At 39.0% G+C, this 22,308-nt stretch carries 22 protein-coding genes and 1 pseudogene; all 23 read right to left on the bottom strand.

Going from position 1 to position 22,308, the window contains the following annotated elements; all coding sequences use genetic code 11:
• Positions 1 to 473 precede the first annotated feature (473 nt).
• Positions 474 to 1,601, bottom strand: coding sequence for an AbiJ-related protein (locus JCM14822_RS06735; protein ID WP_054740820.1), 1,128 nt, complete (start codon positions 1,599 to 1,601; stop codon positions 474 to 476).
• A gap of 44 nt (positions 1,602 to 1,645) precedes the next feature.
• On the bottom strand, positions 1,646 to 1,843 hold the full coding sequence (locus JCM14822_RS06730; RefSeq protein WP_054740817.1) for a MerR family transcriptional regulator: 198 nt from the start codon (positions 1,841 to 1,843) through the stop codon (positions 1,646 to 1,648).
• A 257-nt stretch (positions 1,844 to 2,100) separates the two neighbouring features.
• Entirely contained in the window at positions 2,101 to 2,811 is a 711-nt protein-coding gene (locus JCM14822_RS06725) for a DUF3879 family protein (RefSeq protein ID WP_054740815.1), read from the bottom strand.
• Between the two features lie 39 nt (positions 2,812 to 2,850).
• Positions 2,851 to 3,858, bottom strand: a complete 1,008-nt coding sequence (locus JCM14822_RS21145; protein WP_054740814.1) for a DUF6033 family protein — start codon at positions 3,856 to 3,858, stop codon at positions 2,851 to 2,853.
• Positions 3,859 to 4,024: 166 nt separating this feature from the next.
• Positions 4,025 to 5,335, bottom strand: a complete 1,311-nt coding sequence (locus JCM14822_RS06715) for a sensor histidine kinase (RefSeq protein ID WP_054740812.1) — start codon at positions 5,333 to 5,335, stop codon at positions 4,025 to 4,027.
• The gene (locus JCM14822_RS06710) at positions 5,335 to 6,030 is read right to left on the bottom strand and encodes a LytR/AlgR family response regulator transcription factor (RefSeq protein ID WP_054740810.1); all 696 of its coding nucleotides are present in this window, start codon (positions 6,028 to 6,030) and stop codon (positions 5,335 to 5,337) included. Before JCM14822_RS06710 ends, JCM14822_RS06715 begins: the two co-directional genes overlap by 1 nt.
• Before the next feature lie 248 nt (positions 6,031 to 6,278).
• Complete coding sequence (locus JCM14822_RS06705) at positions 6,279 to 7,076, bottom strand: hypothetical protein (protein WP_054740809.1); 798 nt, start codon at positions 7,074 to 7,076, stop codon at positions 6,279 to 6,281.
• Between the two features lie 198 nt (positions 7,077 to 7,274).
• Entirely contained in the window at positions 7,275 to 7,868 is a 594-nt protein-coding gene (locus tag JCM14822_RS06700; protein WP_054740806.1) for a VanZ family protein, read from the bottom strand.
• Between the two features lie 25 nt (positions 7,869 to 7,893).
• Positions 7,894 to 8,115, bottom strand: a complete 222-nt coding sequence (locus JCM14822_RS06695; RefSeq protein WP_054740804.1) for a helix-turn-helix domain-containing protein — start codon at positions 8,113 to 8,115, stop codon at positions 7,894 to 7,896.
• 417 nt (positions 8,116 to 8,532) lie between these two features.
• Positions 8,533 to 9,414: a DUF6033 family protein gene (locus tag JCM14822_RS06690; protein WP_054740802.1), complete on the bottom strand. Its 882-nt coding sequence runs from the start codon at positions 9,412 to 9,414 to the stop codon at positions 8,533 to 8,535.
• A gap of 174 nt (positions 9,415 to 9,588) precedes the next feature.
• Positions 9,589 to 10,968: a recombinase family protein gene (locus tag JCM14822_RS06685; RefSeq protein ID WP_456297755.1), complete on the bottom strand. Its 1,380-nt coding sequence runs from the start codon at positions 10,966 to 10,968 to the stop codon at positions 9,589 to 9,591.
• Positions 10,890 to 11,153 carry a hypothetical protein gene (locus JCM14822_RS25375; RefSeq protein WP_456297754.1) on the bottom strand — a complete coding sequence of 88 codons (264 nt, stop codon included), beginning with the start codon at positions 11,151 to 11,153 and terminating at the stop codon, positions 10,890 to 10,892. The genes JCM14822_RS06685 and JCM14822_RS25375 overlap by 79 nt, the downstream gene beginning before the upstream one ends.
• Positions 11,146 to 11,574, bottom strand: a complete 429-nt coding sequence (locus tag JCM14822_RS06680; RefSeq protein ID WP_242861431.1) for a recombinase family protein — start codon at positions 11,572 to 11,574, stop codon at positions 11,146 to 11,148. Before JCM14822_RS06680 ends, JCM14822_RS25375 begins: the two co-directional genes overlap by 8 nt.
• On the bottom strand, positions 11,574 to 13,118 hold the full coding sequence (locus tag JCM14822_RS06675; RefSeq protein WP_054740800.1) for a recombinase family protein: 1,545 nt from the start codon (positions 13,116 to 13,118) through the stop codon (positions 11,574 to 11,576). Before JCM14822_RS06675 ends, JCM14822_RS06680 begins: the two co-directional genes overlap by 1 nt.
• Before the next feature lie 52 nt (positions 13,119 to 13,170).
• The gene (locus JCM14822_RS06670; protein WP_242861430.1) at positions 13,171 to 13,389 is read right to left on the bottom strand and encodes an SHOCT domain-containing protein; all 219 of its coding nucleotides are present in this window, start codon (positions 13,387 to 13,389) and stop codon (positions 13,171 to 13,173) included.
• 270 nt (positions 13,390 to 13,659) lie between these two features.
• Positions 13,660 to 15,194, bottom strand: a pseudogene (locus JCM14822_RS21705) (glucosaminidase domain-containing protein).
• The gene (locus JCM14822_RS06655) at positions 15,194 to 15,406 is read right to left on the bottom strand and encodes a holin (protein ID WP_054740788.1); all 213 of its coding nucleotides are present in this window, start codon (positions 15,404 to 15,406) and stop codon (positions 15,194 to 15,196) included. Before JCM14822_RS06655 ends, JCM14822_RS21705 begins: the two are co-directional and overlap by 1 nt.
• On the bottom strand, positions 15,399 to 15,731 hold the full coding sequence (locus JCM14822_RS06650; RefSeq protein ID WP_054740786.1) for a hypothetical protein: 333 nt from the start codon (positions 15,729 to 15,731) through the stop codon (positions 15,399 to 15,401). Before JCM14822_RS06650 ends, JCM14822_RS06655 begins: the two co-directional genes overlap by 8 nt.
• Positions 15,732 to 15,795: 64 nt before the next feature.
• Positions 15,796 to 18,270, bottom strand: a complete 2,475-nt coding sequence (locus JCM14822_RS06645) for a glycosyl hydrolase family 18 protein (protein WP_054740784.1) — start codon at positions 18,268 to 18,270, stop codon at positions 15,796 to 15,798.
• A gap of 76 nt (positions 18,271 to 18,346) precedes the next feature.
• The gene (locus JCM14822_RS06640; RefSeq protein ID WP_330377374.1) at positions 18,347 to 18,847 is read right to left on the bottom strand and encodes a hypothetical protein; all 501 of its coding nucleotides are present in this window, start codon (positions 18,845 to 18,847) and stop codon (positions 18,347 to 18,349) included.
• Positions 18,840 to 19,037 (bottom strand): hypothetical protein, encoded by a 198-nt coding sequence (locus JCM14822_RS06635; protein WP_054740782.1) that lies wholly within the window; start codon positions 19,035 to 19,037, stop codon positions 18,840 to 18,842. Before JCM14822_RS06635 ends, JCM14822_RS06640 begins: the two co-directional genes overlap by 8 nt.
• Positions 19,038 to 19,050: 13 nt before the next feature.
• Entirely contained in the window at positions 19,051 to 21,576 is a 2,526-nt protein-coding gene (locus JCM14822_RS06630; RefSeq protein ID WP_054740780.1) for a phage tail spike protein, read from the bottom strand.
• 6 nt (positions 21,577 to 21,582) lie between these two features.
• Entirely contained in the window at positions 21,583 to 22,305 is a 723-nt protein-coding gene (locus JCM14822_RS06625; RefSeq protein WP_330377378.1) for a distal tail protein Dit, read from the bottom strand.
• Positions 22,306 to 22,308 lie beyond the last annotated feature (3 nt).

Raw genomic sequence — 22,308 nt, 5'->3', positions numbered from 1 at the left:
AGCCAATAAGGTCTTCATCTGGTAAACTAAAGTTCTCTTTAAGAATAAGAAAACCTACTAATACATTAACAGAAGAATTTGTTCTAGAAACTTCATCACTATAGAGCACTTCAAAACGTTCTTCATTAATGTTAGAAAAAATATATTGATTAAAAGGGGTAGCCCAACTCTTCTCAAGATGATAAAGAGGGCAACCCTACGATTCACTATAGGTTCACCCTCCCTTCAAATTCTATTTAATTTTTTTAAGCGACACACAACACTCCACGTGGGTTGCGAAAACACTATGAATGTCAAACCACCCATTTTTAGGGGTTCGCTCGTAACGGGGAACATATCCACAGCTTTTTTGCCATTTTGTCCGTAGTCGGAAACTTATCATACCGATTTTTCTCCTTTTGTCCGTTCGTGGAAACATATCAAAGCCGATTTTTAGGTATGTGCGTACACGGGAACATATCGACTTCTATATTTCAGCCATTACTCAGGTAAAAGCCTATACTTCTTGAAAAGGCCGTCAAAAAATCTATTACAACTTTTTTTGCTTCTTCATCCGACTGTCCCTCTTTTACATAAAGCTCTTTTCCACCAAATCTGTACACATCATATCCATTTAAACTCATTTCTCTATGTGCCTTCACCATACTAGCATATTTATCTACATTAGCGCATTTATAATATGTGCCACTAATATTCTGATTCTCCGCATAATGTTGAATTCCATCTATTTCTATCACTATGCGATGTTCCGGCGATAAAATCATCATAAAATCCATTCGCTGATGTTCAAATACAACATCATCGCCTCTTTCATTTTTTGTCTTTGGATCATAGTATAAATATACTTGTGGAATTAACGCTGGTAACTCACGACCGTTTTTAATAATATATTCGCAGTATGTTCTAAAGAATAATTTTTCAGGAGCGCTGTCCAATGAAGATAATAACTTTTTCGCCAACTTGTTTTGTGTATCATCTGGCTCAAACTGTTTATACCAATCTGCTAACCCCAACCACGTAATTCCTTCTTTAGGAATACCATCAGAATATACTAGTGCATCACCAACATCCCTAATTTCTACTCGGTTTTCTAATGCATTATTAATTACTATATCTGGCTTTTTACCACTCGCAGCAAAAATAATGTTTTGAATTGGAGCGCTTGGTACTTGTATTTTATTTTGAACCTCATATCTTTTTACCCCATATTCATCTACATTTCCAACAAATTCAAGACCTACTAAAGCAAGGCCTTCATTAATTGCTTTCTCACAAAGAGGATTTTTGTCTTCATACCCATTTAGTTCATCGTCCTCATCATAAACAGGTTGTCTTCTTATGTAACTGGGATTCATATATTCCTGCAGAAATTTAATGAATATCTCATCGGATACTTCTAAAAGTCCAAACTCCGAATAAAACAAACGATTATCATCAATATCGGGAAAAACATCATAGTGTCTTCCTATATCACTACAATCCTTAAAGTCTGGTATAACCTTATATATAAAATCAATTGCTCTTCCCTTCTGCCCAAAACACATACCAATTGCAATCAAGCTGTCAATTATCTTTTGACGAGCTTCTATTGAAATCCTCATGTTTTTATCTCCTCCTTACCAAAGATATCAGTGGTAGAATACTTTTATTTCAAATCTTTCTCTTTTATATACTTTCCACTTCTGATTCTCTGGTCATTTGGTTTTTCTGCATCAGCCGGGATAGCCCAATATGATCCAATCTTGGTAGCACCAGGAATACGGTCTTCAGAACACAGTATCTGTATTCTTCTGACAGAAATACCCCATTTTTCTGATGTTTGCTTAATTGATAAATACTCCATGTTAGACCTCCAAAGAAACCGAAAGTGAAACTAATCTACACTTAAATATTATATTCCAAACCACGAACAAAATCAATCTAAAGTGTCTCCACTCCCGGATTCCCATACAGCTTCATTCCCCCTTAGATATTGATACAATTCAACGATGAACACGGGGTGTTCAAAATATGAAATAAGGGGGTGTGCAAAACAATAAAATAAGAGGTGTCCATTTCTGAACACCCCTCTATGAAATATGTGTAGTACACACGATTCATTTAAATAGACAAATTAATATTATTACCAACCTTGCCATTAGCGGCAGCAACCTTTTTATCTATATCACTCCTGCTAACTTCGTTAAGTTTTTCAATGGCATCTGCTGATGCAGGCATACCTGGTTTTCGACTTGGATCCGCCGCTTTCAAAACCTTTGTGAACTCTTTTATATACTGTTTTTCATATGCTTGAAGAGTTCTTCCATCAGCTAAACGATCATTCTTTGCTGTGCCTTTATATAGCTTCGCATAAATATCAGAGCGGTTTGTTCCACTACCACTTTCAACTCCGTCCCATTTTCCTTCTGCAAATTCCTTTTTCAAAGTCTCAAACATTTCCTCTTTGATAGAATCCGAAATTGGAACTGTACCTTTTGTTCTTTTGCTTGCATTTTCCTCATTAACAACTAATCCTGAGATTCCTGCAAATGGTCCACCTTGGATAACAAAATCACCATCTTTATCATAACTGGACATCATATTTTTAATGCCCTGTATATTAACATTTCCCACTCCACCTGCGGATTGCATAGCCTTCATAGCAGCTTTATACTGTGCACTATTTGTATCAATGCCAGCAGCCCTAAGTTGAGCTTGTCCTGATCTCGTTGATAAATCAGAGGATTTCATCATCCCCATATTTTTTCCCTTATTGTTATTACCAAACATGGCATCAAACAAATATCGGTAATCTGTCACATTAATTCCCATCGAAATCACCCTCCTTGTACTCTTATTTAGAAATTTCGTTTACTTATCATTCACTTTTGACCAGTCGAGATTCTTAATAAGATTAGTAAGGTCATCCTCTGATTGTCCCTGTAATACAGCTACTTTATTTTCCGCTTTGTTAGTCAATTCGGCAAATAATGAAATCTTTCCGTTTGAATCAAGCACCAAACCAAACTTCGAAGCAATTGTATTATTTTCATTATCCTCTGATGCATTGAAGCCAAATTCTTTATTAATCTTCTCTGCAAAATTGCCTAACTTATCAATTTGCTCCATGATTTCCTTTTTATAGGATTCATCATTAGCCATTTTCTCCAATTCAGATGCTGAAAATAATACTGAAAACTCCTTAGAACTCTTTGCCATTAATCCCTTAACTTTATTTGGAGAACCTGCAAAGAAATCCATATTTTTATATTTATCAGAAAGTTCATCAAGCACCTTCTGGGCCTTATCACTTAGCTTTGGTTCGTCTCCAATTATTTCCTTAGCTGCCTTAGTCATAAGTTCAAGAAACTTCGCACCGTGATTTCCGCTAGATGGTCCTTGCATAATGCTATCGTTTAATTCATCAATCTGCCTTCCAAGTTCTGGATCGTTATCACGAAGCCATGATTCCATATCCACATAATCATCCGGCGCACCTGACATCTTATGAAGTTTATCCGCATCAACCGGAATATGTTCTTTATGAATTATCTGTCCCTGGAAATCAGCATCTCTTTTGGCTCTTGCTGCTTTCTGCTCTTCACTTTCAGGAATAGCCATACCTTTCTTGCTGTGTGCAAGTTTTGCTAATCCATCTCCTGAAAATTCAACAATGACATTATCCCCATATTGAGAACGAATGTCCTTCATAGCTTTCATAGTCTCTTCTTTAGACATTTTGTCCATAATCTTATTGCCATGTGCATCTCTGGTATTAAATTCATACCTAACAATAGTGTCCTTTTTTGCACCTGCTCCACGACCGACTATTGACTCTGAGCCTCTGTAAAATTGTCCATAATTTGCATTAATGTTCATTTCTCCCTACCTCCTTGTGGTCTTATTAAGTAATTCCGTTTACTTATTTTTTTACTAAAATCTGAAATCCATTTCTAAAAATAGTCTTCTATTTATCCTATCGATACCTTAATAACATTCCTTAACACCCACATCAAAATTGGAACGATAAAGTCAAAATTGGTAATTATCTATGTATTAAGATTGCAACAAAGAACCATTCATCATCAAAATTAACTGTGCAACAACCATCATATTTCTCAACAATCTCTCTTACATTCTTAAGACCAACACCATGATTCCCCAGTTCATCATCTTTGGATGTAACTAGTTCTCCATCCATTTCTGATGGCTTATCTGCGAATGTATTAGTTACAGACAACACGATATGCCTTTCATCTACAACAAACTTCATCTTGATAGTTTTCTTCTCTGCTTTCATGCAGGCTTCTATTGCATTATTCAAAAGGTTGGAAAGCAATATAACCAAATCATCATCGGCAATCTTTAACTCTGCCAATTCACTAAACTTGTGAACAAACAGAATATTATTATTAACCATCTCCTCATACTTAGCTGTCATAATTGCATCTACGATGGCATTTTTTGTATTGAATATCTGAGGATACTCCTTATTCTTTGCTCCAATAGAATCTACATACTTCTGCAATTCTTCTATCTTTCCCTGATCTAACATACTCTTTATTGCGGTAATTCTATTATTAAACTCATGTATTCTCCGGCTCTGCTTTTCCATATTTTCAGTTATGGAATGATACAGCATCGTCTCATTCTTTACACGATTTAAAACTGCTTCGTTTTCAAGTATGCGTTGCTGTCTATTTGCCACCTTTGTAAACAACCATATAATTGCAATATCAAGACACGCAATACCGATTCCCAAAAGAGAAAAGAAAACATCCTTATCATTCATATCCAAAACCGTAATCTTATCAAAAGCTACAATCAGGATAACCAAAGAAGTGATAGATGAAAAAAATATGCCACACCACTCTTTTGATGATAACAATACAGAAATATTTCTATATTTTCCTTGCTTACCTCTCATCACCAACAGCGCCACCACACATATCACTATTTTTAGAGTTGCAAAGGCAACCAGCATATAATTAACATTTACTGGTGCTTCCATTCCAGTTGTAATTCCCAACTTTATGAATACAAGTAAACCAATGTACTCATACATGGCTGTTAGGCTGTAAAATACCGTAAACAATGTTGCAACCTGCAGAAACTTTCCTTTCATAAAAAGGAAAAAATAGGTTGATACACATACAATTACTACTGCAAATCTTAAATAAGTATTTTCCTGAATTAAAAATGATATTAAAAACTCAAGTACCACAAGGCCTGCAATAGCCAAATATTTACCTTTTTCTTTTACAAAGCCTTTCTTATCAAAAAACAAACCTAAAAAAGTAAATTCCGTTATGCCCTCAATAGCTATCTGTATTATGCTTAATACCATTTCCAACATCAGAATTCACCTCTTTTACGAACATAATAATCTTCTGCATCCTTATAATATTTCTTTGAAATGCCAAGCATAATTCCCTGCACCAGTTCTGCCTTATACCTATACACATTAGTAAGGTAATCCTTGTTTATTAGGTAACTCTGGTGTATACGCATAAAACCTAAGTGCGCCAGTTCCTCCTGAACACAGTCCAAGCGATCATACATATAATATTCTCTCATTTTCCCGGAAGCCTCCAAGACATGGATAATAACCTTATGTACTTTGCTCTCTGCATAAACAATCTTTGATGGAGCAATCGAAAGTGTGCCGCCCTGGACAGCCAACTCAATTTTCTTCTCGTCTCTTTGCATTTTATCAATAGCGCTATCAAGGCATTCAGCCAATGAAGCTTCTAAGTTCTCATCATTTTTCAATAAAAACCTATGTGCCTCCACCTTGTATCCCTCAAGCGAATACTCCGGGTATCCTGAAAGAAATACAATAAATGCTTTTGTATCGTTATCTCTTAACCATCTGGCGGCCTCAAGACCGTCCATATCCTCCATAGCAACATCAAGGAAAATCACGTCATAATCTTCCCTGAAATCCTTTGTAAGCTCTATTCCAGATTCAAAGGTCGTAACCTTACAGCACAGATCTCTTGTTTTGAAATAATCCTCTATAAGATTCCTTTTCCATATAAAATAAGTCATCTTCACATATAGCGATTCTTATCATCAGCAACAACTCCTGCCACAATAAACTTAGGTACAATAACCCTTATTATATTATCGGAACAATACCTTTATAGTTCAACTCTATTGCAAAATTGGAACGAATATATCAATTTTGGAAATAAAAAAACGCCCGGAAGTGGTATTCCACCCCTGGACGCACATAATCAATTAGTTCTTCTTTTATCTATAACCAATCATAGAAATAAACTGTTCATCTTACAATTTTAATAATTAAATGTATTAGTTCCTACTTCCCCAACAACGGCATTTCCATTATCAAAAGATACTTCCAAAGTAGCCTCTGTATATTCATGCTTTAACTCACCAAGCTCTTTTGCATAATCCTCCGTTGGAATTTGTTCCTTTGACTCTTCTCGAATTTCAGATAGATGCTTCTCTTCTTGTTTTTCCTGCCTTCCTGACATCATCTCTGCACTAATGGCCATAGCATACATTTCTGGATTATACTCAGCCAAGAATTTTCTATCAGCTTCAGATACTTTTCCTCCAGAAGCAATCTTTGACATTACAGACATTGCTCTGGACATTCTTTTCGACTCTTCGCCCCATGCTTCTGCCTGTTGCCTTGCTACAATAGAATTATGTTGCATAGCATACTGCATTGTTGCCTTTTCACTAGCTTCAAAAGCCTTCTGACTAGTTTCCAAAATCTTCTTTTTTACTTCGTCAGATAATTGGATGTCCTGGCCATTAACAGTTATATATCCTCTTTCAACAGCCCTATGAGCCAACGCAATATTGTCAAAGTGGATCACATAACTATTTGGATTTTCTCCTTGAGTTATACCAAGTTTATCTTGTCCGGATGTCGCAGTCATTTTATCTGCCTTTGACTGCATTTCATATCCATCTGGCGAAATCTCCACAGTATCAGTATTTTTTGACGAAACATTCTTGGAGTTATCTTTATAAGCATTTAATGCTTTTTCTGTAGCAGATACAGTAGAAGCACTAGAAGCATAATTATGAACATAATGTGATATTGTATTCCCTATATTCATTTAATCGCCTCCTGATCTCTTTATTACTTAGTTTTCTATTTATCCTATCGAAACATAATCCTTATTCCTTAACGCCCATATCAAAATTAGAACTCATAAAGCAAAATTGGAAATAAAATAACGTCCAAAAGTGGTATCATGCCACCCCGGACGCACAATTCTCATTTAAGAGAATTAATATCAATAATATAATTAGATTTATAGTATCAGTTGCCATATAAATGACGAAATAAAAGGTTGCAACAAAAACATAATCATTCCAACCGATACACATATGATATAAAAATCTCTGTCCTTTGAATCAGAAACAACATATTTGGTGAATTTTCCCGTTAAATATTTCACAACACAATATCCAATCACTGTTCCAACAGTATTTGTGATTAAGTCATTTATATCAGTAGTTCTAAAAGTAAAAATCTGAGATATTTCAACAACACAAGATGTAAAAAGTCCCATCAGAGCAGAATCCTTAACACTTCTAAATTTGCTCCATAGCAACGGTAAAAAGAAGCCAAAAGGAACAAATAAAAGTACGTTTAAGAAAGCGTTTACCGAATCTGATGCCATATTAATGAAAGGAATTACATTTATCGTAAAATCAATATTCCATGATTCTATGTTTGGAAAACCTACCAAATCCAAAATTGCTGCAAAATATAGCCCAAATAGTATATATACAACAGTCCGTTTTCCGCTATGAAAAAAGATTCTATTATAAATTGCCATAATAGGAATAATAAACACAGCAGCCGCTAACATTTCAATAAGTGTGCTATAAATTCTAAACATTCATTATCTCCCCTAAATTAAAATTTTAATTCTCAATCTTATACTGTTCTCCACCAGGAAGAGTAAAAGTCTGCTCAAACTTAACACCTATTACGTCTGAAATCTGTTTAATCTCATCAATGGTCAGTGTGTCTCTTTGCAGTTTCTTGTTTAGGTTCTGCCTTGACTGTCCAATACATCTCGCCAATTCAGCAATACTTGTATTCTGTTGCTTGCATATTGTTTTAATCATTTCTGAAGTAGTCATAGACACCACCCTTCCTAACCACTCTAATTGTAAACCAAATGGTTTCTTTTTTCAAGAAAATAAAAAAGCCTGTGAGAAGCAGACTTTCCTAAAAAACACGCCCGGAAGTGGTATCATGCCACCCTTGCTGCTATCTTATCACCTACTAACGCAAAAAAGCCGGTAAGCAAACCACTCTCGGTTCACCTACCGGTCTTTCTTTGTTATAAGTCTTGGTGTCGTCAACTTATCGAGGACGTTGGCCTGCGTATCCCATCTTTCAGGGGCGTCGATTCCCTTTGGTAATTTTTTCCGGTCTTGTCTTGACCATATATTTTCACTTACGACAACTCACTTAAGTCGTAAGTAAGTCGTAAGTAAAAAGCATTGTCTGCTTATTCAGAATACTGAATTTATTAATTCAAACTGCTTTATAACTTAAATGCCCTCTGCTGGCAAAATAATACTATTCTGCTCATATGCTGCAGTCGCTATAACGCTCACATTAGTAGTCTGAACATATGCACTTTCTGCTTCAAGATTACCATTCTGCGTACTGTCCATTAGAAGAGATTGAAGTCTTTGTTGACTTTCCATTTGCTGATTAAGATATTCTTCCTGAGCGAGTTTCCTTCTCTCAATGGCTTTCTTTTCCTGCTCTTTTACTTGTAATCGTCTACGTTCAGCCTCTTTATCTTTTCTTTCAAAATAATCATCATCGGCTCTGGAAGTACTCTGCGATATATTTCCGCCACCTCCTGTAACAGAAAAATGTGCTATATCACCATTTTCGTCTAACGAAATCAGATATGACAATATTCTTCCTGGCCTTGTAGGATGTGTCGCAATAAAGTTATCAACTTTCTCCATTACCTTCTTTGCAAGCTCAGGATCATTTTTCATCTTTTCTTCCAGCTCTGGTGGAACAACTATTGATTTCTTTCCCAGGGTTGAATTTAATCGTGACTGTACTGACGAGTCCGACATTGCAGAATCAGCTCCACTTGGTTTCCAATCCAAAATCGAATCATCCACTTCATCTTGAAAGAATTTCTCACGTGGAAAATCATTTCTCTCCCATACACCTTGAGAAATTTTTGATGCATCCATCACATGATAATATGCTCCTGGATATTTTGATTTCCACATTTCTTCAAAACTCTGTCCAACTTTTTCTGTATTTGTGTTCTCTATTCCTTTAGCTGCCATAATACCTGTAAAGCTAACACTGCTTTGCCTTGATACAGTATTATTCTTACTATTTGCTAAAGCCAAATATGTATATGGATTCACACCTAAATCATTTATGTTCATTGTCATTTATTTCAACTCCTTGTATTCCAAACTTATACAATCTTGTCTTTACTGCTTTTATCGAAATCTAACTCTAACAACTTAATGTCCATATCAAAATTGGAACTTATAAAGCAAAATTGGAAATAAAAAAACGCCCGGAAGTTGGTATCATGCCACCCCGGACGCTTGGTTTATTCTTTATACTTCCACCATTGTTCCACTCTTAAATTCAACTGTAAATGTTCCACTCTCATGCACCGTTATCTGTTCAATAAGCCTTCTGACCAGACCATCATCAAACTCTTCGAACTCGTTGGTCTGCTCATGAAGGAAGTCAATGAGTTCTGCTTTCTTTTCCTGCCTGCCCTTATCTTCAGCAAGGGTTACAAGAATCTTCTGCTTTTCTTCATTCAGCCTATCAGATTCTCTTGCCAAGTCCTCATAGCCTTCTGATGAAGTGGCTCTGTCGACAAGTTCAAGCTGTACCGCTTTTATTTTCTCGTCAAGTTCTGCAAGTTCCTCATCTGCACAAATAACTGTCTGCTCCAGAATGGTTTCAAGGTTTGCGATTACCGTGCTTTTCTGTCCCACCACCTTGTTGATTGCTTTCATAACTGCTGCCTGTAGATCTGTTTCTTGAATGGTAGGTGCATCACATTCGCCGGGACCGTGTTCTACCCTGGTGCAACATCTCCATACTGTAGAATGCTTTCCCCTGTTGTTCCATGCGATTCTTCGATAAATGTCTCCGCACTTTTCGCAGGTACAGAGGCTTGAAAGGGCATACTTGCTACTGTAGATGCGTTTCTTCTTTCCATCCTCGCCACTCCTAAGATTGGCTCTTCGTACCATTTCTTCCTGAACCCTCATAAAAAGGTCTCTTGGAATAATGGCTTCGTGGCTGTCTTCCACATAGTACTGTGGAGCAAGACCATTATTGATTTCCCTTTTCTTCTCAAGAAGGTTCGTGGTAATGGTCTTTTGAAGAAGGGCATCACCGATGTACTTCTCATTTGATAAAATCTTATGAATGGTGCTTGGAATCCATTTCTTCTTACCTGCCCCGGTAAGTATTCCGTCTGCCATAAGGCCGTTGCAAATATCCCTATAACTTGCCCCTTCAAGGTACTCTCTATATATCCTTTTTATGACTGCTGCCTCAGTAGGCTCAATGATAAGGTTTCCATCATCGTCCTTCGTGTATCCAAGAAAACGATTGTGATTGACCTGCACCTTCCCGGCTTGGTATCTGAACTGTAGTCCCAACTTTACATTCTGGGATAAACTTTCTGACTCCTGCTGTGCAAGTGAAGCCATAATGGTAAGGAGCAGTTCTCCCTTTGTATCCATCGTATTGATGTTTTCTTTCTCAAAGAACACTGCAATGCCCTTGTCCTTAAGCTGTCTGATGTACTGAAGGCAATCAAGGGTATTTCTGGCAAATCGGCTGATGGATTTTGAAATCACAAAGTCGATTTTACCTGCCATACAATCTTCAATCATTCGATTAAAATCTTCTCTTTTCTTGGTGTTAGTACCGCTGATACCATCATCGGCATAAATGCCCGCAAGTTCCATCCGGGATTCTTACTGATGTATTCCGTATAATGTTCCACTTGCATTTCATAACTGGTTGCCTGTTCATCACTGTCCGTAGAAACACGGCAATAAGCTGCAACCCTAGTCTTTGGTATTTCGGTTTCTTGTTCTTCCCTTTTTGCCCTTCTGTTCACACGGGCAGGAATCATCGTAACATTAGCCATTCATCTGCACCCCCTCGATAAGTCCGTACAAGTATTCAGCTTGTTTGTACGGATCTTGAAATCTCGTCTCTTCATTTCCAAAATAAAATGCTTTCTGCACTTCCCTTTTTGATTTTTCCCTTGGCTCAAATACTCTGCCAAGTCCTGTGGCTCTCTTTTCAAGTTCTGTCTTAACCTTATCCATCACATCCTTTGTAAGGATTGCCGGATAATAATCTGTTCCTAAATACTTTTCATTCTGCATCATTCTTTTTGCTTGACAGTGGGTAGCAACTATCCCAGCTGTCTCTGCTGCTGCCTTAAGTGAAAGACCACCAAGATAGCCTTCACACATTTTTACAACAGCCTCTGCTTCCTTTGGTTCTATAACTGCATTGCCATTTTCAATGCGATATCCGTAAGGTGTGTGTCCCATATTCATCAAATCCTTTCTATCAAGTTAAGTCCGCACTTCATTTGGAACTCCAGCTCAGTTTGGCTTTTTACTACAATTCTGTCTACATAGGTTTCAAAAATCTCTCCATCAAAGCAATCAAGGAACTCTCCCTTGTCTGCAAAGGATAAAAGTTTTCTTGTCTCTTCAATGTGTGAAATCTCCGAACTGGCTATGTAGGAAAGTGCATCCTTTTCCGTTGTCAGCCTTTCAACTTCAGCTGTTACTCCATTAAGGCTCTGTGTATAAACCGCAGGCTCAATCACTCCCTTTGCAAATAATCCCTTGATGGTCTGTTTCTTTTCCACCAGGGCATCAAGCTGTTCCTGAATGTCATGGATTTTTAGAAGTGCCTCGGTCTGATTGCTCTGCTGCAAGGCTTCATAAAATGGTCTCAACACTTTATTTCTTCCATAAACCAGTCGGTTCATCATTGTTGCAAAGGCAACTTCAACCGCCTCAAGGTCTACATACTTCATGGAGCATTTTTCCTTATCATCAATGTGCTGTGTGCAGGCAAGAACCACCTTATGGGTATAAGTCTTTCTCTTAAAAGTTCCTCCGCACTCTCCACAAATGACCTTCCCGGATAAAGGATATCTGTTTTGGTATTTCCCATTATCCAGTTCGATGCCCTTTTCCTGCCTTCTTCTGTCGATTACATCATTGGCCGCCTCATAATCTTCTCTGCTGATAATTGCCTCGTGATGGTCTTCCACATAGTACTGATCCAACTCTCCAAGGTTTCTGCGTCTCACAAAAGAAGAATCCGTGTAGGTCTTTTGGAAAAGGCAGTCCCCAGTATATTTCTCATTTCTGATGATTCCGTTTACTGTATGCCCCGTCCACTTTCCACCTTTCTTGGTAGGCACGCCCTTTGCCATAAGGTCTTTTGCAATGTCGTGAGTTCCAACCCCGGCAAGGGTCTGTGCAAAAATATATCTCACAATCTCTGCCTGTTCAGGGTTAACCACCATCTCGCCATTCTTCTTATCCCAGTCATATCCATAAGGCGGGTAGGAACATTTGTAAGTTCCATTCTTGAACTTTCTCTGAATACTCCACTTGTTATTTTCTGAAATGGAAACCGACTCGCTTTCTGCTATGCTGCTCATAATCGAAAGCATCAACTCATTTTCCATCGAGCCTGTATCGATGTTTTCCTTTTCAAAATAAATGGGTATTCCAAGGTCAAGCAAGGTTCTCACTATGGTTAGGAAATCAGCCGTATTTCTTGCTAAACGACTGACTGACTTTGTTACCACATAATCGATAAGTCCATGCTTGCAGTCTTCCATCATCCTTAAAAGTGATGGTCTGGTATCCATCTTGGTGCCGCTTAATCCCTCATCGTAATATAAACCTGCGTATTCCCAATCAAAATGTCCTTGTATCCAAGATTCATAATGAGCCTTCTGTGTTTCAAGGGACAAAAGCTGATCATCCTGGTCTGTAGAAACTCGGCAGTAAGCTGCAACCTTCTTCTTTCCTATGACGGCTTTGTTTTCTTCAATTTTCGTAATTATTGCCATCGTCTCAACCTCCCTTCGGTCAGTACCATTACCCCGTAGTATCGGCACTATATCAAGTTAATTCTGCTAATAACGGAGAGAAAATACGGCGGTTTTCTGCCGATATTCTGGTACATTCGTCAACAGAAATAAGACCTTTTTCAAGCATCTTTTTTACGATTTTTTCTGCCATATAAAAGTCATATTCTCTCTGCAATTCTTCATCTGTCTGCTTATTTACTTCATGGCAATGTTCCATTGCACAGTCACTACTAAGTTTTGTTACTTGCATATCTTCCATCTCCTGTCCTTGGGAACAAATCCATTCCCTTTGACAGCTATGTATTGAAAAATGCCAAAACTACCAATTTCAAAGAATATTTTTGAAAATAGGCAAAAAAATAAGACCCGGAAGGATTTCTCCCTCCGAGCCTTAACTCTACTTACTATCTTCTATCCACTTTTGAAGTTCTTCAAATTCAACTCTTGTATCATCCACGCATTTACAAATGGCAAGATAAAATGGAATCATCAGAACAATACATAAAATTTCCATAGACACCTACTTTAGTATTTCATTTACTCTCTTCTGGATGCTGGCATAGTCATATCCGGCAGCAGTAAGTTTCTCCTTGCGTTCCGTTCCATTGCCCCAGTCTCCACGAATGACCTCTTTTGCAAGTTCATCAATGGACTTTTTCTTATCCTCGGTAATTTTCACAGTTTTACCGACAGTGCAATAAGTAGGATTTGAAAGCCAGATCCAACCTGCTCCACTCTTAAGTCTGCCCCATCCGCCGTTTCTTACTTCCATAATTGTGAAGGTACCTTTTCCAGTCTGTCCGTTGACCTTGCCATTCATAGATGGCTCTGAACGATAATTCAAATCATCAATGATGACCTTAACCGAAAATGGTGTGGCCGGGAACTCTGTCACGGTATCTGGTGTTGATGGTTTTGGCGCAGGTGCATCCGTTACATCATACTGTGTCAGATTCCACTTCTCGATGATATTGCAAAGTTTCTCCACATAAGTAAGTGAAGTAGCATACCCTCCGTCTTTGATGATTTGTGCCACAGCCTTATAATCTGTCATCCCCTTGATCCCTTTATAACGAAGTGACCTTCCGTTCTTGGCACCAAGCAAATATGCAGAATGGTCTGCAACCGAATCCTCCACACAAGGATACTTTCTAAAATCAGCCGTGATAGTCTCATAAGTTCCATCGGTGTGCTGCTCCTGTGTTTTCTTGGTATAAACCGAAGTTCCATCCAAGTAGAGTCTGCCCAGGTATTGCCGGATAATGATTTCTTCATACCAAACATATTATTGGCATTCTGTCCGAGTTCGCTCTTGCCATATCCACTCTCAAGAATGAACTGCGCAGCTGATACAGATGCAAGCACCCCACTCTTCTTCATATCCTCACGGCATAACTCTCCGATAATAGGAACTGCATCCTTTTCTGAAAGTCCTGCAAACACACTAGCCTGTGTTCCCTTCTTGGTGTCTGCCTTACCACCCATCTGCTCCTTTACAGCCTTACGGAATGTATCCATTGTGTATCCCATTCCAAGCTGTGACCATAAATGTTCAGGATCTCCGTGGTTCGATGCAATCCCCCTAGCATGACCTTCCTTATGAGAAATAACAACACCATCTGCAAGTGGGTCAAGACCAAACTCCTTACAGAGCATAGCGAAAAGTTCTACTGCTGCCCTATAAGTTCTTTCAGCCACAGCCTTTGCCGTAGCAAGGTCTGAACACTTAAATGTCGCACCGCCTGTATAAGTAATGCAGGCGGGCTCACACATCTCTACTCCGATATGCGTATTGTTGCCACTTCCGTTGATAGAAGAACCACAATGCCATCCTCTGTGATTCCAAGGTAGTGTCTGATATACAGTTCCATCATTGCCATCAATAAATCCGTGAACACAGGCTCTATCAAATGTAGGACTATTCCATGAATTAATAAAGGCTGATGCCCTCGGCTGGGAACAACCAACCGAGTGTAACATCAACCCTTTAACATCAATCTTTCTTCCGGCTGTAAAGCACGGATTCTTTGTAAGTATACTCTCAACGAGTTTCATTACTCATCACCTTCCTTTGTAACTTCTGGAATACCAGAAATACTTGTGAGCAATGACAAAATGCCTGCAAGAGCAGATGCACTTGCTACCATTACCCAATTCACATCTCCTAAAACGGCAGATGTACCGATAGTTGCAATGGCTGTCTGTGCGACAGTCTTCACGGCTCTGATTCCAGCCGCCTTAATCCAATTCTTCCAATAGTTATTCATCTTTCTGTTCCTCCTTCTTGTTTGGTAGCATCAACAGTTGTTCCCTACGGCTATCAAGAATGCCGTTCTCTCCCAAACTGTGATATGCCTTGTACTGATTCTCCCAATCCTCCATATGCTCTTCAGATATCCAACCTGCATCCATATAGAAGTGGTACTGTTCCAAAAGTTGTGACCTCATCTGCGCTTGCTGTGCTTTAGCGAGAACTTTCAGCTGCTTGGTGTAATGAATACAGCTTTTGATACACCACGCTGTCATCGTAAAAATCGATGGAATGCCAAGGACTCCAAGCCAAGCAATTACTTCTCTTACCTGATCACTCATATGCGTTCCTCCCTTCGTAAAATAGGTATAAAAAAGCGACTGCTCATAAAAGCAACCGCTAAATTTATGGTGTTTGTTTTGGAAGATGCTCCCATAGTCTTAAATCTTCCTGTCCTAATGACCACATACACATTCCTTTTAATTTCCATCTGTATGCAGCCTCATTCGCCCAATAGACCAAGCTGTCCACATCCTGAAAATAAAGAATGGAAAAGCCATCAGAATCACCAAGAAACAGTCTAGAAATCCAAATATTTATATCTCTTGGAATTATCTTTACGGAGTAGTCATTGCCACACTTAAGCGAAGTCATGACATGAGAATGAAAGAAATCATACTCTAGGGATATGTCCTCACTTCTGGTAGCCGATTCCTCCACATCTGCATTTAAAGTAAACACCTGAAACTCTGAATTCCAAGAACAGTTACTTCTGCTGATGCGTCCAAAACTTGATGTAATGCCATCCGGCATAACAACATCAAAGCATTCATAAGGCTCATATGTCCAAGCATCTCCCATACGAAGTAATTCGCACACAGTTCGATTATCAGAACGATACCCCGCATAACCACCCGAGAAACCACTAACATTTGCAGTAAATCGAAGTGTATATGATGCCCCGGAATATACTCGAACCTTGCCATTTCTGATTCTCATTTCTATGGTATACATACTTGGGTCAGTTCGAAGTTGTGAGTCTGGCGTTCTTGAAAGTGATGTGCTGTAACTTCCAATTAATGTAGAGCCATTGTATAACTCCACCCTTTGATTCGTGATATTTAAGCAACAGTACAAATTCCCACAGAACACCCCAGCTCTACCGCTACCATTTGATGGAAAGGCCAATCTCGCTCTCAAATGGATATCAGAAAAGCCATCATACTTCCATGCAAACTGTCCACTTCCGTCAAGTTGGGAGTATACTCTTTCCTCTGAATATTCCTCACTTCTCCATACGTTCCATTTCCCAGAAAGCGTTGTCCAGTAGTTTGTCTCTAGCATTCCTGCATCTTGGAAGTCCTCATACCAAATCAAAGCTGAGTCAGGCTTTCTCCTTAACATCTCAAGGGTTAATTTGAAACCCTTGTCGGGTCCGACCATATTGCCATCCACATCCTTAAACTTTCTAGGAGCAAGTAAATAGGTGGCATCTCCAGCTGATGGTTTCTCACTAAAGGAAGAACAGACCCTAAATCCAAAGAACTGTACTCCTTTTACATCCACAGAAATCGTGATGGTATGAGTTCCCTTTGATAGATAGATATTGTCCGAGAGGCTCGACCAAAATGTACTCCTCCAATATGGCCACCACAAACGGCTTTCATGAAAGTGTTTCTTATTTCCATCGATGCTGATATAAATGCCGTTTTTATCCCAAAATGGGTAACAAAGCTGAACGGCAATATCATAGGTTCCTGCAGAACCAATTGTAAAATTAAAAGATGCCTCTCCCTCATCACCAAGAGTTGTTACATTATCCGTATAGGATACAATGCCAGCCTCTTTATCTGGCTTTCCTCCTGGGCGGTCAACATATATCGTTCCAAAAGAAGTCTCCTGCTGTTTGCTATATGCCGTCAGATAATGTCTGCCGTTATATGTTCCATTCAGCTGAGGATAAGTGTGTGCTGTATAGTCCTGACCTTCCATATAGTCATACACATGAGGTAATGCCCATGGCACCTTATTGTTATCGTCCCAATATGCCACAATCGGTATAAATGGTTGTGGTGGCTTATCATCGGTAAAGTTATACTTTCCATTCATCCAGTTCTGTGCTGCATAATAGGTGTTTGATGTTCCTCTGTAGGTCTTTCCTATATTCTTTGGAGTATCGTATATCTGCCAATTCCATCCATAGGCAGGCATACCAAGAAACACTTTCTTACTGTTCATAACCTTGGATGCATAATCATATATGCCTTCAAGCCAACTTCTCGGAGATACGGGACCAGGTGCAGAACCTGCCCATGCCATTCCATAACTCATGATTGCGGCAGAATCACAGTAATTATTAAGGTCTGCATACACACACCAATTTTCTCCACCGACCGAACCATTCACACTTGTCATACCCGGCAAGCAGATATTTACAAGTTTTGAAGAATCATAGATTTTTACTGTGTTGTAGATATTCTTAAACAGAGACGTAGATGCTGCATGAGTGGAATAGTCATCTCCCTTTTCCAAGTCGATATCAATACCATCACACCAAGGGTACTTCTGCATAATTCTTACAAGTTCTGATAGGAACTTATCCTGCGCACCACTTGTATTATCCCGGATTGCTTTGAAGATGCTGTTTGTACCATCGTTTGATACGGTAAGTAGCCATTTGATATGCTTCCACTTATTGATGTAGGTAAGCATATTTGAAATAGCAACACCACTCTCATATATCTCTCCAGTTGCTTTTACCTTAAATGAAAAAAGACCGATCTGGCTGATACGGTCTCCATAATCACGAAGTGCTTGATACATTCTGGCATTGCCCATAAATGTCCAGACCATGATTTCTTTTCCATCAAGTGTATTCATTAAAACAACTCACCCCCATCTTGCATCTCCTGCATGGTATATAAAACCCTTGCTGTCTTTCCCTTTTCGACTTTGACTATGTGCTTTGAATCCCAAGCTGCACTGTACTGATAAAATCCTTCCTTTTTTGTAGGTACACCATTCTTTTTACATTCTCTTGTAGATGCATATAAAGCAAGGTCATCATCCTTATTAACAGCCACGGGAAATGACACCTTCTGCCTCCGACACCTTGAGCAAGTTCAATTGTTCCTGCCGCCATGTTACTCTTGGGATATATATCTATATCCAAGCCTGTTGAAGTCTCACCCATGTTACAAAGGATTACTGTTTCATTTGACCTTACGATTCCGTTGAACCAAACAGGTGGCTTTATAGCATCACCATCGCGGAACTTTTCAAGCATCTTCTCTGTATGTGGTGCATAGCCCGCTAACACAGAACCTTCTTGTATCTGCAAATCAGTAATCCATAAAGTGCCGGAGCAGTCTGTGATGGTAGGAGTCACATTTATACTCACAACACGCATATCTTTTTTCTTATTTACAACTTCTGCAAGCCTAATAAACTCAGCCATCTAAAGTCCATTTAATCTCTGACGGATGCCCTACCCATCCGATTGCTACAGAGCCACCTTGTAAAAGAATGTCAGTAATATAAAATTCGCCCGTGCAGTTTGTAATACATACACGGACGGTTATACTCTTTATTCTATCCCCATACCCTTCTGGTGTAATCTTGGCCGCAGTTCTTGAAAAATACGCCATAGCATTCCTCCTGTTAGTAAAGGTCTATAAATCTTTTTTCTGTGCTACCATCTTCGTACTCAATCACAATCTCAATACCAACTTGTGAATCAGCACCTAGCTTTTTAAGGTTTTCCGATGCAATCTGTGCGGAAATGGTATAACTGTCTCGGTTGGCAGGATATACCGTTTGAGAAAGACTCTTTGTCATACCAGACACACCCTCTGCCTTAAAGGATGCTGTTCCACTTGCACCTGTAGTTCCATCTGCATCAAATCCAGAAGAAGTCCAATAGGCAAGACCATCATCAGCACGGGAATTACGCAATAAATTAAATGGTACAAGTTCTGCAATATCATCACTCGATACCACGCTTACACCTTCCAAGGAATCTGCAGCATTATCCCACTTACTTGTGGAGCTGCCGAGATTTTTTAGTGTGGTTGATAATTCAAGCACCGTATTCCAAGGCTCCTGCAGATTGTATTCCCTTCGCACAATTCTTGTTGTAACAGAAAGTCCTAAATCCTTATCCTCAACACGGACATAATCTCCAAGTTCCCAAGCCTCGTGTTCATATCCTGTCAGCACCGATAAATCCATAGCTTTAAGCACATACGATATTGTCGGCTTGCAATAATCTGCAAGTCGCATCTCGGCATATTCTTTCATCTGATATGGATTTGTAAATGAAGAACAATCCAAAGACGAAACTCTTATATCTGAAGAATACTTGTAATTCTCCACATAGGGCTTTCCACCATTGATATCAGCAAAAGTCATGCCTCCTGATCCGTATGCATATAACCTAGTGACAAGTCCTGTGGTATCCACAGTTCTTTCAATCTCCTTTAGGTTTTTGCCATACATAAATACAGCACCACTATTCTTACCACTTAATGTCAGAAGATGTACCTGCTTATTCGGGCAATCAAATACAAGGTCTCCACCATGAATATCTGCCACAGCCCTTAAAATGGATAAAGCATTCTTTTCGGTAGAAGTCCATGTTCGTTTCGTAGAAACATTAACCTTTCCAACAGACCACTCTGTTCCCTCTAAGGCATATGCCATAGGAACATCTGCTTTTTCAGCATCAAAGGTCTTTTCCTCTTTTCGCAAAGAATATGCCAAGTCATAGAACTCTGCCTCTGCATATACTTCTGTAACAGAATTACCCGATGCATCTTTGCTATCAACAACTGTTCGAATCGTATATACATCCTCTACTATCTGGATTTTCTTCTCATTATCGATGTACTGGCGTTTACTATCTTCAAATGGAATGGAAAAGGTAAGTGTATCTTCTCCATTGATTTCTCCAGTTACAATAATGTCATAGGCATTCTCCAAGACCGCCTCCCAAGCACCATTTCTATCCAAAACAATAGGTCTTGCATAGCCGATTTTCTCATATGGTGGCTTTGGAATATCATAAATCTTAATGTCTATGAGTCTTGGAGTCTTTGATGTATCTTCTGTGGTAAGCGTCACTCTAAAACGGATATATTTACAATTTGCATTCTTTAGTTTCCCATCAGAACCAAGAGTAGCCCAATCACTCCAATCAATCAGATTGTTGCTTGTAGATACTTCCACTAAAGATATAGCTGTAACTCCTGCCACACACTCACTTGTCACAGCAACCTTCCCTGTACCGGAAAGATTGCATTCCACAGCTTTTGAATAAAGGACTCCGCTTTCAGGATATACGCCAGAAGTCTTTCGAAGTGTAACAGCACCCTCTGTCGATAAAGCATCCACTTTTCCTGTTGTATCTCCACCATTGGCAAAAACTGTGGCACGGAAATAATCTGCCAGATCATTCGCTGTAAGGTTTGAATCACAGTCCAAAAACCAATCATCAACACCACCTGCAAACCAATATGAGTTTGAGTGCATTCCGATAACCAAATCAGCTGTGCATGAAGGATTAAGTGCACCCGAAATAGTCTCGGCTGATGAAATCCAAAACTCTCCACTACTTCTGTCCCCAAGAACCATCCAAGCCTTTTTATTATTCGGTTCAATGATTGCTGCAATAAAATACCAGCCACCATTTATCATGTTAAATGTTGGAGTGAAAGACTTATCCAAAATCAAAGACCCACCCGAAGAATAAAGCATAAGCCTTGGCTTTCCTCGAATAAGCGAAATATAAAAAATAGGCTGCCCCGGACCACTTCTGGTATTAAAAATTGGAGTGTATGTATTTCCTACAGAATAGGTTGTAGGACTAATCCATCCGCCACAAATAATACGCTCACCGATGTTTGCAAAAATGCTCCCATCATTCGTACATTTAAGATAGGTCTTTTCTGTAGCAGGGTTATTGATATTGAATCTAAAATAATTACCATCATGTCCACCACGGAGGGATGCTGTTGTACCACTCCATCCGTTAATGAACATATTTCTTCCATTTCCAGAAGAATCAGCAAGTTCTGTATTGCCGTCTGGGGCAGATTCATTAAATCTCCATAAACCATCCTTCGCAAACTCAACCGGGAACTCTCCAGTAAAATCAGTCTGCATATTTAATATGGTTTTTAAAGTCATTCATCATCACCTCCATCGGCTTTTTGCTTGTATTTCAAGCTTTGTAAATTCTGCATTTGTAACAGCTACAGAAATAAGATTATTTCCAACTTTCAAGGTTGGGAAATTCAAATCGGCTATGTATGGAAGTCCATTTTGCACTTTGTTTCCTTCCTCATCCTCAATCCAAGCTGTCATCTTACTCGTATCTACTACAAATGTTTCCGTAGGCTTAAGGTTTACATTTGAAATCTGTAATTCCTCGCCATTTGTTGTAATCGTGATATTGTTTCCTGCTCCTGATTCAAAAGTGCCGTTCACTCGATAAATAGGATATGATTCAAGATTACCAAGCACTCTTGTAGCTGTATGCTCTCCCTCTGATGTGATTAAGAACACCTCATCCTCTGTCGCATATCCAAATGGATCTGGACAGAAAAATGTAAGTTCAAAGGTAGATGAAAGTCGAACCATTCTCTCAAAGGACACACCACTTTGAAGTCTTGCATAATATACTCTCCCTGGTTCCGTATCAAGAATCAGTTCGCACAAACCTTTACTTGGATTTAGCCATTCTACAATCTCATCCTTGCGTTGCAGGAATGCCTCCTGCGACAGCATCGGAGGAATGAAACAGGTTATTTCTATCACACGCTCGGAGAACACACACCCAAGGTCAAGTAGTCCGTCTTTTCCAGCCATTGTAAGAGTGTTATTTCTTAAGTCTGGAATTCGATTTTCTGTTGTCATTCT

The organism is Cellulosilyticum ruminicola JCM 14822, from assembly GCF_001311925.1.
GTDB lineage: Bacteria > Bacillota > Clostridia > Lachnospirales > Cellulosilyticaceae > Cellulosilyticum > Cellulosilyticum ruminicola.
Note: the sequence above shows the minus strand (reverse complement) of the source record. Positions and strands in the feature narration are given on the sequence as shown.